Genomic DNA, 12,903 nt, shown 5'->3' with positions numbered 1-12,903 from the left:
CCCTTCAGCCGATCCGCTCGCGGCGGCCGAGGATGCCCTGCGGCCTGAACAGGAGCACGAGGATGAGGATCACCAGCGCGGACGCGTAGCGCAGGTCGCTGGGGATCACGAGGTTGGAGAGCTCGACGACGAGCCCGATGAGGATCGAGCCGACGAGGGCCCCGAACGCGGTGCCGAGACCGCCGAGGGTGACGGCCGCGAACATGAGCAGCAGGAGCTGCACGCCGAGCTGCCAGTTGAACGACCCGAACGAGATGCCCCACATGAGGCCGGCGAGGGCCGCGAAACCGGTCGCCATGACCCACACGATGCGGACGATCTTGTCGGGGTCGATGCCGGTGGCGGACGCGAGCGCCGGGTTGTCGGACACGGCGCGGGTGGCCCGGCCGATGCGGGTCCGGGTGAGGAACCACGCGATGCCGACGATGCAGACGAGCGCGACGGCCATGGACACCCACGACGCGGTGCTGAGGGTGATCCCGAGGAGGGTGAGCGGCCGGGGGTTGCTGGACAGGATCCGCTCGGACCCGCCGCCGATCATCATCTGGATGACGTACTGCAGGGTGATCGACAGTCCGATGGACACGATCATGAGCTGCATGACGGGGACGCCGCGGCGGCGCAGGGGGCGCCAGATGCCGGCGTCCTGGGCGAGCCCGGTGAGCGAGCAGGCGGCGATGGTGACGATCGCGCCGAGCCAGATCGGCATGCCCATCTGGTTGATCGTGATGAAGCCGACGGCGGCGCCGAGGGCGAACTGCTCGCCGTGGGCGAAGTTCGACAGCCCGGTGGTGCCGAAGATGAGGTTGAGGCCGATGGAGGCGAGCGCCAGCAGGAGCCCGAACCGGAGGCCGGAGCCGATCTGCTGCCACACCTGCGCGAAGGAGAAGGCGCGCTCGGACGCGTCGCCCTCGGGGGCTGCGCCGACGCCCTCGCCACCGGCCTCCTGCGCACCGGTGTCGGTGCTGTCGGTGCTGCCGGCGGTGGTGGCGGCCTCGCTGGGGCTCTCCTCGACGGCGGCCCCGGCCCCGACGCGGAACACCGCGCGGGCGTTGCCGCCGGTCTGCGCGGTGACCTCGACCTCGGCGGGCGCGCCCTCGGGGAGGGGCTGCCCGGCGGGGAGGGTGGCGGGGTCGAGGGTGACGGTGTAGCGGCCGACCTCGGGCACGGCCACGGCGACGGGTTCGTCGCTGGTCGTGAGGTCGGCGCTGAAGTCACCGCCGGCGACCGTGACGGCCACGTCGCCGACCCGGTCGTTGTCCTCCGTCAGCACCATGACGGTGACGCAGGCGGTGGTGTCGTCGGGTTCGCACCCGGCCTCGGTGCTCGCCGTCGCGGGTGGTGCGGCGAGCAGGGCCGGTAGGAGCGCGAGGGTCGCGGCGGCCAGGAGGTGGCGCAGCCGGCTCGCGGTGGTGGGTCGGTCCGCTGTCATCGGACGTGGTCCTCCGTCGGTTCATGGTCAGGCGCCCTGGGTGCACCGGGACGACGTCGGCTCGCCGTGACGATTCAGGCATGCTGAACGGCCTGTTGACACCTCGACGGGCCGACGTGCCGGGAAGTGTATCCAGGTGGTGTGACCTGGATGACACCGGCACGTCACAGGGAGGCGTCACGGACGTCGAATTCCGGTGGATTCCTGGGCAGACGCTCCGATTTCGCGTGCCGTGGCGGGCAAACCGTTGCAGAGCCGTGACCAAGGGGACCGGCCGGAGGGTGCGCCGTACCCTGGCCGGGTGAGCGACGCCGCACTGCCCGAGCCCGGATCCACCGTCCCGACCTCCCTCCCGACGCCCCGCCCGGACGACCCGACCCTCGTCGCCCCGGCCACCGACGAGCCCACGCCCGTCGAGCCGCCGTCGGCGGACCGCCGGCCCCACGAGCGCACGCACCACGGCCACACGTTCGTCGACCACTACGAGTGGCTGCGCGCGAAGGACGACCCGGAGGTCGTGGCGCACCTGGAGGCGGAGAACGCGTGGACGCGGGCGCAGGTGGCGCACCTGGCGCCGCTGCGCCGGGCGGTATTCACGGAGATCAAGGACCGCACGCTGGAGACGGACCTGTCGGTCCCGACGCGGCAGGGCGGGTACTGGTACTACTCGCGCACGCTGGAGGGCAGCCAGTACCCCCTGCACGCGCGCGTCCCGGTGACGGACCCGGCCGACTGGACGCCGCCGGCGCTGGAGCCGGGGGAGCCGCCGGCGGGCGAGCAGGTGGTGCTCGACGAGAACGCGGAGGCCGCCGGGCACGAGTTCTTCTCCCTGGGCTCGTTCTCGGTGTCGGGCGACGGGCGCCTGCTGGTGCACGCCGTCGACACCACGGGCGACGAGCGCTACACGCTGCGGGTGCGCGACCTGGAGGCGGGCACGAACCTGCCCGACGAGGTGCCGGGCACGTTCCCGGGCGCCGTCGTGACGCCGGACGGGCGGTACGTGTTCTACCCGACGGTCGACGACGCGTGGCGGCCGTACCGGATCTGGCGGCACGAGATCGGCACGCCGACCACCGACGACGTGGTGGTCCTGGAGGAGCCGGACGAGCGGTTCTGGGTCGGGGTGGGGCTGTCGCGCTCGCAGAGGTTCCTGCAGATCGAGCTGGGCTCGAAGAACACGAGCGAGTCGTGGCTGCTGGAGGCCGACGACCCGACGGGCGACTTCCGCCCGGTGTGGACGCGCCGCGAGGGCGTCGAGTACACGGTGGAGCACGCGCGCCTGGGCGGACGGGACGTGCTGCTCGCGCTGCACGACGACGACGCCCGCAACTTCGAGCTGGTCGCCCTGGACGTGCCGGCGCCGGGCGCGGGTCCCGCGGACCCGGCGGACGCGCGCGTCGTGGTGCCGCACGACCCGCAGGTGCGCCTGGAGAGCGTGGACGCGTTCGCGGGGCACGTCGTCCTCGGGCTGCGCCGGGGCGCGACGCCGCGTGTCGCCGTGGTCGCGCTCGACGACGCCGCCCCGGACGGGCCGTGGGTGCCCCGCGAGCTGGAGTTCGACGAGCCGCTGTACTCGGCGGCGATCGGCGCGAACCCGGAGCCCGACGCGCCGCTGCTGCGGGTGACGGGCACGTCGTTCGTCACGCCGCCGACCGTGTTCGACGTCGACCTGGCGACGGGGGAGCGTGTGGTGCGCCGCCGGCAGCCGGTGCTCGGCGGCTACGACCCCGCCGACTACGTGCAGCGCCGCGAGTGGGCGACCGCCGAGGACGGCACGCGGATCCCGATCTCGCTGGTGTGGCGGCGTGACGCGGTGACGCTCGACGCGGCGGGCACGGGCGCGGACCCGGCGCCGCTGCTGCTGTACGGGTACGGCGCGTACGAGATCAGCATGGACCCGTACTTCTCGGTGCCGCGGCTGTCGCTGCTGGACCGGGGCGTGGTGTTCGCGGTGGCGCACGTGCGCGGCGGCGGCGAGATGGGGCGCGCCTGGTACGAGGAGGGCCGCACCGACCGCAAGATGAACACGTTCACGGACTTCGTGGCCTGCGCGCGTCACCTCGTGGAGGCGGGCTGGACGGCGCCGGACCGGATGGTCGCCGACGGCGGCAGCGCGGGCGGCCTGCTCATGGGCGCGGTCACGAACCTGGCGCCCGAGATGTTCGCCGGGGTCCTGGCGGGCGTGCCGTTCGTCGACGCGCTGACGTCGATCCTGGACCCGTCGCTGCCGCTGACGGTCGTCGAGTGGGAGGAGTGGGGCAACCCGCTGGCCGACCCCGAGGTGTACGCGTACATGCGCTCGTACAGCCCGTACGAGAACGTCCCCGACGACGCGTCCCACTACCCGCGGATCCTCGCGGTGACGTCGTTGCACGACACGCGCGTGCTCTACGTGGAGCCCGCGAAGTGGGTGGCGCGCCTGCGTGCCGCGGGGGCGCCGGCGCTGCTGAAGATCGAGATGTCGGCCGGCCACGGCGGCGTCTCGGGGCGGTACGCCCGCTGGGAGGAGATCGCGTTCGAGCACGCGTGGACGCTCGACGTCCTCGGGCTGGCGGCGACGGAGGAGGACTGACCGACGGCCGTCAGGGACGCACGAGACGCAGCCGGTCGTCGCCGCACCGCACGGTGACGCGCTGACCCCACGAGGCGACCAGCCGGTCGTCCTCCATGCCGTCCCCGAACACGACCAGGCGGTCCGACGCGACCGTGAGCTCCACGGCGTCGCCGGGATCCACCACGCCCTCGGTGAGGCGCGCCCCGGTGCCGGGCGACGGCCACGCCTCGCGCACGAACCAGCCGAGGCGGTCGTCGGTGCGTCCGGGCGCCGTCCGGCCGCCGCGGTCGTGCGCGAGCGACGCCCACCAGCCGGTCGCGCCGGTGCCCGTGGCGACCAGCAGCCCCGACGACGACTGCCGCTCGCTGCCCGCGCCGCACCGCAGCGTGTACCGGGCGCTCTGGTGCGACGGGTGACCCACGAACACCTCGTTGAGGGCGGTGAGGTGCTGCCCGTCGTCGAGGTCGGCCCGCACCGTGGTGAGCGCGTCGACGGGCAGCAGCGCCGCGCGGTCGGGAGCGCCCGACCCGGCCGGGACGGGGCCGTCGAGGCCGTGCAGCAGCGCCGCCGCCGCGGCGACCGTGTGCCGCACCAGCACGCCCGCGTTGACGCCCGGCTCGGGGTCGACGCCGACGACGGGCTGCCCGCGCAGGTACTTCGCGACGTTCGCCACGAGGCCGTCCTGCCCGACGACCACCACGACGTCCTCCGGCGCCACGAGGAACCGCGGCAGGTCCGCCCGCTCCACGTCGGCGCGCGCCCAGTCGGCGGGCAGCGCGGCGACGACGGCGGCCCGCGCGGCGCACAGCGCGTCGTGGCGCTCCTGCACGTCGGCCAGGCTGCGTCCGCGGGTGCGCAGGAAGAACTCGGCCTGGCCCCGCGTGCCGTGCCGGTCCAGCAGGTCGTCCAGCTCGGTGCGCCGGTGGACGACGACGGCGCGGCGGCGCAGCACGTCAGCGCTCCGTCCGGGCCGGGCCCCCGCCGGCCGCCGAGGTCCCCGTGGTCGCGCCCCCGACCCCGGCGAGCAGCGCGCCGAGCGCCCCCGTGAGCAGGTCCGGCGTGACCGTGAGGTTCTGCACGCTCGGCAGCGACCGCGCGGCGTCCCGCAGGGCGAGGGCGAGCAGCGTGTCCTGCCCCGCCCGGGCGTACACCGCCATGCGGGCCTCCTCGGCCGCGGCGTCCGCCGCCCCGACCTCGCGCACCTGCGCGGCCTTCGCCTCCGTGGTCAGCCGCGACCGCTCGACGCTCGCCCGCGTGTCCACCAGGGCCGCCGCGGCCTTCTCCTGCGCCTCGCGGCGGGCGTTGGCGCCCTCCTGCTCGACGAGGCGCTCGCGGCGGGTGGCGAGCTCGATCTGGCTGGCGAGCTCGTTCTCGGCGATGGTGCGCTCCCGTTCGACGGCCAGCGCGCGCCGTTCGTAGGTGGCGCGGTCGGCCTCGGCCTGGACGTGCTCGCGGGCGGGGGTCTGCAGGGCGCGCTCGACGTCCTTCTCGGGGCGGACGGCGAGGACCTGGACCCCGACGACGGCGATGCCGGTGGCGGCGAGGCGCGGGTCGGCGGGCAGCGCGTCGACCAGGAGCGCGCGGACGCGGGCGACACCGGCGGTCATGGCGTCGGCGAGCGTGAGGGTGGCGAGCAGGTCGGTGGAGTGGCTCTGCGCGAGGCGCCCGACGATGGCGGTGACCTGCTCGCGGCCCGCGCTCGACGTGCTGCCGTCGTGGGGGTCGACGGCGAAGTCGAGCCGCTGCGAGGCGGTGACGGGGTCGACGTAGCGGTAGGTGACGCCGGCCTGGACGGTGACGTCCTGGTGGTCGGCGGTGACGGCGTGGAAGAAGACGGGCAGCTCCTGGTCGTCGACGGGGACCTCGCTGAGCACCGAGGTGGTGGGCCGGAACCAGAAGGCCTGGCCGACGCCCTCGTGGACGACGCGGCCGCGGCGGAGGTGGACGACGTGCCCGGTGGGGGTGCCGAGGAAGTGGCGGACCCAGGGGTAGGTGCGGACGGTGGCCATGACGGGCTCCTGTTCTCGTCGAGGTGACGATTAATTGTCGTCACGACGACGATAATCCCGTCCGCACTTATCGTCAAGATGACATCAAGCAGGTAGGGTGGGCGCATGACCGTCGAGCCGACCCGTGACCCGAACGCCGTGCCGCCCACCGCGGCGGCGCTGCCCGTCACGGTCGACGTCGTCGCGCTCACCGTCCGCGACGGCGCGCTCCACGTCCTCCTCGTCGAGCGCGCCGTCGAGCCCCACCGCGGCGCCCTCGCCCTGCCCGGCGGGTTCGTCCTGCCCGGCGAGGACCTCGTGACCGCCGCCGCGCGCGAGCTCACCGAGGAGACCGGCGTGACCCCGCCCGGCCACCTCGAACAGCTCCGCACCTACGGGCCGCTCGGCCGTGACCCCCGCGGCCCCGTCCTCTCGGTCGCCTACCTGCTCGTCGCGCCGCACTTCGGCGTCGTCGAGGCCGGGTCCGACGCCGCCGCCGCGGCCTGGCACCCCGTCACCGACGTCCTGCCCGCCGGTGCCGGGCCGGCCGAGCGCACCGGCCCCGCCGCGCCCGGGGGTCTCGCCTTCGACCACGCCCGGATCCTCGCCGACGGCGTCGAGCGCACCCGCTCCAAGCTCGAGTACTCGGCGCTCGCCACCGCGTTCTGCGCCGACGAGTTCACCGTCACCGACCTGCGCCGCGTCTACGAGGCCGTCTGGGGCGTGCGTCTCGACCCCCGCAACTTCTCCCGCAAGGCCACCGGCACGCCCGGGCTGCTGGAGGAGACCGGCCGCACCACGTCGGGCGGCACCGGCCGTCCCGCCGCCCTCTACCGGGCGGCGCGCCCCGTCGTGCGCCCGGGCGGCCTGGCCGACGGCGCCGCGGACGTCCCGGCGCTCCTCAACCCCCCGCTGCTGCGCCCGCCGGTGTGACCCGTCGGTGTGACCTCGCCGGGGCGAGTCGGGCATGCCGGGCGCCCAAGATGAACAGCAGGTGAACAACGCAGGAATAATGAGGCGTGACCTCGGCATACGTCTACCTGGGGTTTCCTCGTGGCCCCACCATGGTCAACGTGACCGAGACGCTTCTCCTCGTGCTCGTCGTCGTGACCGCGCTGGCCTTCGACTTCACGAACGGCTTCCACGACACGGGCAACGCCATGGCAACCTCCATCGCGACCCGAGCCCTCAAGCCCAAGACGGCAGTCCTGCTGTCCGCCGTGCTCAACATGGCGGGCGCCTTCCTGTCCCTGACCGTCGCCGCGACCATCGCCAAGGGCCTGGTCGACGCCGGCGCCATCAACCTCGAGGTCGTGTTCGCCGGCCTCGTCGGCGGCATCGTGTGGAACCTGCTGACCTGGCTGCTCGGGCTCCCGTCGAGCTCGTCGCACGCCCTCGTCGGCGGCGTCATCGGCGCCGTGCTGGCCGCCGCCGGCACCTCCGGCGTCATCTGGTCCGGCGTGCTGTCCAAGGTGCTCGTCCCCGCGCTGCTCGCCCCCGTCATCGCGATCGGCGTCGCCGCCGTCGGCACCGCCCTCGTCGCCCGCCTCACCAAGGGCGTCTCGCAGGACGTCACCAGCCGCGGGTTCCGCTGGGGCCAGGTCGGCTCCGCGTCCCTCGTCTCCCTCGCGCACGGCACCAACGACGCGCAGAAGTCGATGGGCATCATCCTGCTGGCCCTCATCACCGCCGGTGCCGTCCCCGCCGACTCCAGCGTCCCGTTCTGGGTCATCTTCGCCTGCGCCTTCTTCATGGCGCTCGGCACCTACCTCGGCGGCTGGCGCATCATCCGCACCCTCGGCAAGGGCCTCGTCGAGATCGACTCCCGCCAGGGCATGGCCGCCGAGACCTCCTCGGCCGCGGTCATCCTGCTCTCCAGCCACTTCGGCTTCTCCCTGTCGACCACCCACGTCGCCACCGGCTCCATCCTCGGCTCCGGCGTGGGCATGCCCGGCGCCAAGGTCCGCTGGGGCGTCGCCGGCCGCATGCTCGCCGCCTGGGGCATGACGCTCCCCGCCGCGGGCCTCGTCGGCGCGGTCTGCTACTGGATCCAGCACGGCATCGGCGGGGCCCTCGGCACCCTCATCGTGCTCGCCATCCTGCTCGGCGTCGCCTTCACCATCTGGACCGCGTCGCGCCGCAAGCCCGTCGACCACAGCAACGTCAACGAGGAGTGGGACGAGACCAAGGGCGCCAAGCTCAAGGTCGAGGTCGCCACCACCGGCGAGGCCGGGGAGCCGCAGGTCGGCCCCGTCGTCGACGAGCGCCGCGCCGCCGTCGTCTCCGCCATCTCCGCCGCACCCTCCGAAGGGGACACCAAGTGAGCATCGACTGGACCGCCCTCGGCCAGGTCGTCGTCGCCGGACTGATCGTCGGCGCCGGCCTCCCCGCCCTCTTCGCCCTCGGGCTGCGGCTCGTCGCCGGCACCGGTGACGACCGACCCGCCACCGGCAGGACGACCGAGCCCACCGGCCCCGTCGTCATCGCCCGCCCGTCGCCCCTGCGGATGGTCGGCGCGCTGCTCTGCTTCGGCACCGTCGTCGGCGCCGTCGCCGCCGGCATCGTCTTCATCGCGTCCGGCGGTCACTGACCAGCCGCGACACCCGCACCCCCGACGACACGCCCGACGCAGACGGGCGTGTCGTCGGCGTTCAGGAACCTCTAAGATCCAGCGCGTCAGGTCGCACGCCTCGCCGATGTCGCACGCGCCAGGAGCCGGGCCGACGACGCGGCTCCGTGCTGCGCGTGGGACGAGAACTCCGGCAGGTCGACGACCCGCCCCCCGCACCGCGCGCCCCCAGGGCCCGCCGTCTCGTGACCGACACGGACCGGTACCCCTGGAAGGAAACTCATGCGCTCTCTCGTCCGGCTCGCCGCCACCTCCGTGGCTGCGGCGTCGCTCCTGCTCGGCACCCTCGTGGCACCCGCGTCGGCGGCCACCTCGCCGATCAACGTCACCTCGGTGACGGTCAAGGCCAGCTACGGCGGCCCCGCCATCGCGGAGAAGACCAAGTACTACCAGTACACGACCAAGGCCACGGGCACCGTGACCGAGGGCTGGGTCGACATCGTCGGCGACGTCTACCGCGGCAGCACCAAGGTCGCGTCGAACATCGGGCTGGGCTACGCCTACTCCGGCGGCAAGGACTACACCGGCTACATCACGGCCAAGAACTCCTGGGGCCGCGGGACCTTCAAGGTCAAGAACGTCCGCGTCGTCCACGACCTGTACGACGGCACCAAGCAGACCTACAAGGACACGTCCTACTCCGGCGGCACCTTCTACATGAAGTCCGCCATCGACGGGAACCTCACCAAGTACGGCACCGTCATCCAGGTCAACACCAAGGGTGCCAAGAAGACCGTCAAGGTCGGCGTCAAGAAGTACACGGTGTCGAAGGCGTGGGAGCCCTACGCGGGCAAGTGGGTCAAGATCCAGTTCAAGAAGGACGGCGTCTGGAAGACGAAGAAGACCGTCAAGCTGAACTCGAAGGGCCGTGCGACCTACGCGTTCACGTCCTCGAAGAAGTACAAGTACCGCGTGGTCGTCCCCGGCACCAGCACCGTCATGGGCGGCGCCTCGCAGGGCACGCCGAAGCTCTGACGCCGACGGGTACGCGGCGGCGCCGTCGCGTACCCCCGGCGTCCCGCGAGCCCTCGTCGCCGACCGGCGGCGGGGGCTCGCCCCGTCCCGGCGCGGTTCAGCCGGCGATCTCCGCCTTCGCGGCCAGGACCCGGCCGACCGCCTCGTCCACGCGGTCGGCGAACTCCGGGTCGGCCTCGGCACGCTCCACGAGGGCGTCCGCCATCTCCGGGACCACCGTCGGGTCGGCGGAGGCCAGCACGAGGTCGACACCCGCCGCCACGGCGTCCACGGCCCGCTCGCCGGGGGAGCGGTCGCCCACGGCCGCCGCAGCGGACACGTCGTCCGTCATCACGACCCCGTCGAAGCCCAGGTCGTCGCGCAGCAGGCCCACGACCGCCGGGGAGAACGTGGCCTGCTCGTTCGGGTCGATCTTCGTGTACACCGCGTGGGACAGCATGACGAACCGTGCGCCTGCGTCCACGCCCGCACCGAACGCCTCGACCGAGCGCGAGCGCGGCCCCACCGTGTCGTCCACCACGCCCGCCGTGGTGTCCGTGTTCTCGGTGACGTGCCCCAGCCCCGGGAAGTGCTTGATCACGGGCTCCACGCCGGACTCCTGCATCCCCTGGGAGAACGCCGTCGCGCCGTCCACCACGCTGCGCAGCGTGTTGCCGTAGTTCCGCGAGAAGTGCCCGATCGGCGCGTTCGCCGACTGGTTCGCCGCCGGGACGAGGTCCATCACCGGTGCCAGGTTCAGGTCGATGCCGGCGTCCGCGAGCTCCGCGCCCCACGTCGTCGCCTCCGACACGAGCCGCGACCGCTGCCACGTCGCCTGCTCCGTCGCCCGCGGGATCTCCGAGAACCCGGGCCCGCGCAGCACCTGCACGAACCCGCCCTCCTGGTCCGTGGCGACCAGCAGCGGCGTGCCGTCCGGCGCCAGGTCCGTGGCGCTGCGCACCAGGTCCCGCGTGGCGTCCACGCCGCGCTCGCTGCGGCCGTGCAGGAACACGCCGCCCACCTGGTGGTCCACCAGGGCGGTGCGGGTCGCGTCGCTCACCGTGTCGGCGTCCGCCGGGGTGCCGACCACGAGGAGCTGGCCGACCTTCCGCTCCACCGACCAGCCGTCCGGTACGTCCGCGCCGGGTTCCGACGTCCCCGGGGAGGTGTCGCCCGACGGCGTGGCCCCCCGCGCGGCGGTCGACGGGGAGGCGCTCGACGACGGTGACGTGCCGGGCGTCTCGGACGGCGTCGGCGCAGCCGTCGTCCCGGTGGACGACGACGGGGCGGAGCACGCCGCGAGGACCGCGGCCGTCACGGCGAGCAGCGCGAGACGGCGACCCCTCACGAGCCCGACGGCGGTGCCTCGACGGACGCGACGACGGTGGGCGACGACGCCGAGCTCGGCTCGGTGTCCGAGTGCGCGAGCGTCGCCAGGGCGCCGCGCCAGTTCTGTGCCGCCCGGTCCGCGCGCTCCTGCGTCCGGATGTTCTCCTGCCGCACCTCGATCGCCGTGCCCCCCGCGTCCGGCGTCAGGGTGATGCGGATCTCGTGGTAGTTCTCAGGGACGTCGTCCAGGTCGCCCAGCGGCGAGAAGTGCGTGAAGTGCAGCAGCCGCGCCCGCTCCACCGCGATCACCTCACCGGTGTCCGCGAACTGCCGCCCGAAGAAGTGCCCCTCGAACGTGATCGGGCTGCCCGGCTGCAGGTCGGACTCGATGTTCGCGCCCAGCATCCACCGCGCACCTGGGTGCAGCAGCTCCGCCCACACGCGCTCCGGCGGCTGCGCGACGTGCGCCGACGCGGTGGCGGTGAACGTGGTCGGTCCCTCGGCGTGCATGGCGCCCCCTCACGGTCGGTCGTGGTCCGGGCGCACCGTCGCGGCCCGTCGGCACGACCGTAACCCGCCGGGCGGGCGCGGGCCGAATCCGTCCCGCCCGGACCGGCCCGCCCCGGCGTCGTGCGCGGCCCGGGGCGGAGGTCCAGGTCAGGCCACGGCGTCGGCCACCGCCGCGACGAACCCGTCCACGGCCTCCGGCGGCGTCGCCCACGAGCACATCCACCGCGCCTCGACCCGGTCCGCCGACTCGCCCGGCGCCCAGTCGTAGAACCTCGTCCGCTCCCGCAGCCGGTCCGCCGCCGCCCGGGGCAGCGTCGCGAACACCGCGTTCGCCTCCACCGGACGCGACACCCGCACCGGCGCCCCGCCGTCCGGCCCGGCCGCGTCGCTCGCGACGCCCGCCGCCACCAGCCCGTCGCGCAGGCGGGCCGCCATCGCGTTCGCGTGCCCCGCCGTGCGCCACCACAGCGGCGCGTCGGCCGCCGCGGTCCCGCCGTCGACCGCGGCACCCGGCTCGCCCAGCAGCGCGAGGAGCTGCGCCGACACGAACCGCGACTTCGACGCGAGCTGCATCGTCGCCTTGCGCAGGAACGGCACCGCGTCCGCCGCCGCCCGGCGCACCGCCGCGCCGTCGTACCCCGAACCCGGCACCTCCGGCGCGTCGTCCGGGCCGAGGACGACCACGGCCTCGCCCAGCATCCCGCCCGTCTTCGCCGCGCCGAACGACAGCACGTCGACCCCGACGTCCGTCGTCAGGGCCCGCAGCGAGCACCCCAGCGCGACCGCCGCGTTCGCGAGCCGCGACCCGTCGACGTGCGCCGCCATCCCCAGCCCGTGCGCCGTCGCCGTGAGCTCCGCCAGCGCGTCCACGGCGTACACCGTCCCCAGCTCCGTGGACTGCGTCAGCGACAGCACGCCCGGGTGCGCCCGGTGGACGTCGTGACGCTGCCCGGCCCACCGCTCGACGTCCGCCGGCGTGATGCGGCCGTCCACCGACGGGCACGCCAGCACCTTCAGACCGCCCACCCGCTCCGGCGCACCGTTCTCGTCGGTGTTCGCGTGCGCGACGTCGGACGCGACCACACCACCCCACCGCTGCGACACCGCCATCAGCGACACCACGTTCGCGCCCGTCCCGTTCAGCACCCCGAACGCCCGGGACCCCGCGCCGAACACCTCCGCGACGCGCGCCTCCATGCGCTCCGTCCACGGGTCGTCGCCGTACGCCGTCGCGAACCCGTCGTCGGACGCCACCACCGCCGCCAGCACCTCGGGGTGGGTCCCCGCGTAGTTGTCGGACGCGAACGGCGGGAGCGAGGAGATCTGCGGCACCCGCCCAGGGTAAGCGCGCCGGGACGAGCGCTGACTCGCGCCGACGAGCGCTGACTCGCGAGTCAGCGCCGGATCCGCCGAGTCAGCGCAGGTTCCCGCGAGTCAGCGCTGGACCCGGCGACCCTGCCCCCTCTCGGGGAGACGCCGCGCACACATGGTGGATTGGAACGGCGCG

11 protein-coding genes are annotated in these 12,903 nt (G+C 74.2%); 5 read left to right on the top strand and 6 right to left on the bottom strand.

The genetic code is table 11. The features are described from left to right. Positions 1 to 4: 4 nt before the first annotated feature. The gene (locus tag ATJ88_RS17705; protein ID WP_098464968.1) at positions 5 to 1,432 is read right to left on the bottom strand and encodes a branched-chain amino acid ABC transporter permease; all 1,428 of its coding nucleotides are present in this window, start codon (positions 1,430 to 1,432) and stop codon (positions 5 to 7) included. Positions 1,433 to 1,748: 316 nt separating this feature from the next. Between ATJ88_RS17705 and ATJ88_RS17700 the strand changes: the two genes are divergently transcribed. Further along, complete coding sequence (locus ATJ88_RS17700) at positions 1,749 to 4,004, top strand: S9 family peptidase (protein ID WP_098465463.1); 2,256 nt, start codon at positions 1,749 to 1,751, stop codon at positions 4,002 to 4,004. A gap of 10 nt (positions 4,005 to 4,014) precedes the next feature. On the opposite strand, the gene ATJ88_RS17695 is transcribed toward ATJ88_RS17700, so the two are convergent. Then, positions 4,015 to 4,938 (bottom strand): diacylglycerol kinase catalytic domain-containing protein, encoded by a 924-nt coding sequence (locus ATJ88_RS17695; protein WP_098464967.1) that lies wholly within the window; start codon positions 4,936 to 4,938, stop codon positions 4,015 to 4,017. Between the two features lies 1 nt (position 4,939). Further along, positions 4,940 to 5,995, bottom strand: a complete 1,056-nt coding sequence (locus tag ATJ88_RS17690; RefSeq protein WP_098464966.1) for an SPFH domain-containing protein — start codon at positions 5,993 to 5,995, stop codon at positions 4,940 to 4,942. A gap of 105 nt (positions 5,996 to 6,100) precedes the next feature. On the opposite strand from ATJ88_RS17690, the gene ATJ88_RS17685 reads away from it, so the two are divergent. The 4 genes from ATJ88_RS17685 to ATJ88_RS17670 all read left to right on the top strand — a co-directional run bounded on the left by ATJ88_RS17685 (position 6,101) and on the right by ATJ88_RS17670 (position 9,578). Continuing rightward, a complete protein-coding gene (locus ATJ88_RS17685) occupies positions 6,101 to 6,907 on the top strand; it encodes an NUDIX hydrolase (protein WP_098464965.1) in 807 nt (268 codons plus the stop codon). Positions 6,908 to 7,038: 131 nt separating this feature from the next. Further along, complete coding sequence (locus tag ATJ88_RS17680) at positions 7,039 to 8,298, top strand: inorganic phosphate transporter (protein WP_098464964.1); 1,260 nt, start codon at positions 7,039 to 7,041, stop codon at positions 8,296 to 8,298. Continuing rightward, positions 8,295 to 8,564 carry a hypothetical protein gene (locus ATJ88_RS17675; RefSeq protein ID WP_098464963.1) on the top strand — a complete coding sequence of 90 codons (270 nt, stop codon included), beginning with the start codon at positions 8,295 to 8,297 and terminating at the stop codon, positions 8,562 to 8,564. The genes ATJ88_RS17680 and ATJ88_RS17675 overlap by 4 nt, the downstream gene beginning before the upstream one ends. 261 nt (positions 8,565 to 8,825) lie before the next feature. Continuing rightward, positions 8,826 to 9,578, top strand: coding sequence for a hypothetical protein (locus ATJ88_RS17670; RefSeq protein WP_098464962.1), 753 nt, complete (start codon positions 8,826 to 8,828; stop codon positions 9,576 to 9,578). A gap of 97 nt (positions 9,579 to 9,675) precedes the next feature. Here ATJ88_RS17670 and ATJ88_RS17665 read toward each other — a convergent pair whose 3' ends face one another. The 3 genes from ATJ88_RS17665 to ATJ88_RS17655 all read right to left on the bottom strand — a co-directional run bounded on the left by ATJ88_RS17665 (position 9,676) and on the right by ATJ88_RS17655 (position 12,728). Beyond that, positions 9,676 to 10,905, bottom strand: coding sequence for a glycoside hydrolase family 3 N-terminal domain-containing protein (locus ATJ88_RS17665; protein WP_211287542.1), 1,230 nt, complete (start codon positions 10,903 to 10,905; stop codon positions 9,676 to 9,678). Beyond that, the gene (locus ATJ88_RS17660) at positions 10,902 to 11,396 is read right to left on the bottom strand and encodes an SRPBCC family protein (RefSeq protein WP_098464961.1); all 495 of its coding nucleotides are present in this window, start codon (positions 11,394 to 11,396) and stop codon (positions 10,902 to 10,904) included. The genes ATJ88_RS17665 and ATJ88_RS17660 overlap by 4 nt, the downstream gene beginning before the upstream one ends. Positions 11,397 to 11,543: 147 nt before the next feature. Then, on the bottom strand, positions 11,544 to 12,728 hold the full coding sequence (locus tag ATJ88_RS17655) for a threonine aldolase family protein (protein WP_098464960.1): 1,185 nt from the start codon (positions 12,726 to 12,728) through the stop codon (positions 11,544 to 11,546). Positions 12,729 to 12,903 lie beyond the last annotated feature (175 nt).

This window comes from Isoptericola jiangsuensis, assembly GCF_002563715.1.
Classification (GTDB): Bacteria; Actinomycetota; Actinomycetes; order Actinomycetales; family Cellulomonadaceae; genus Isoptericola; species Isoptericola jiangsuensis.
Note: the sequence above shows the minus strand (reverse complement) of the source record. Positions and strands in the feature narration are given on the sequence as shown.

Bases quoted from the DNA above. Each gene is read 5' to 3' on its own strand.
- ATJ88_RS17680 (WP_098464964.1), top strand. From the start codon at position 7,039: ATGGTCAACGTGACCGAGACGCTTCTCCTCGTGCTCGTCGTCGTGACC.
- ATJ88_RS17690 (WP_098464966.1), bottom strand. From the start codon at position 5,995: ATGGCCACCGTCCGCACCTACCCCTGGGTCCGCCACTTCCTCGGCACC.
- ATJ88_RS17705 (WP_098464968.1), bottom strand. From the start codon at position 1,432: ATGACAGCGGACCGACCCACCACCGCGAGCCGGCTGCGCCACCTCCTG.
- ATJ88_RS17670 (WP_098464962.1), top strand. From the start codon at position 8,826: ATGCGCTCTCTCGTCCGGCTCGCCGCCACCTCCGTGGCTGCGGCGTCG.
- ATJ88_RS17685 (WP_098464965.1), top strand. From the start codon at position 6,101: ATGACCGTCGAGCCGACCCGTGACCCGAACGCCGTGCCGCCCACCGCG.
- ATJ88_RS17660 (WP_098464961.1), bottom strand. From the start codon at position 11,396: ATGCACGCCGAGGGACCGACCACGTTCACCGCCACCGCGTCGGCGCAC.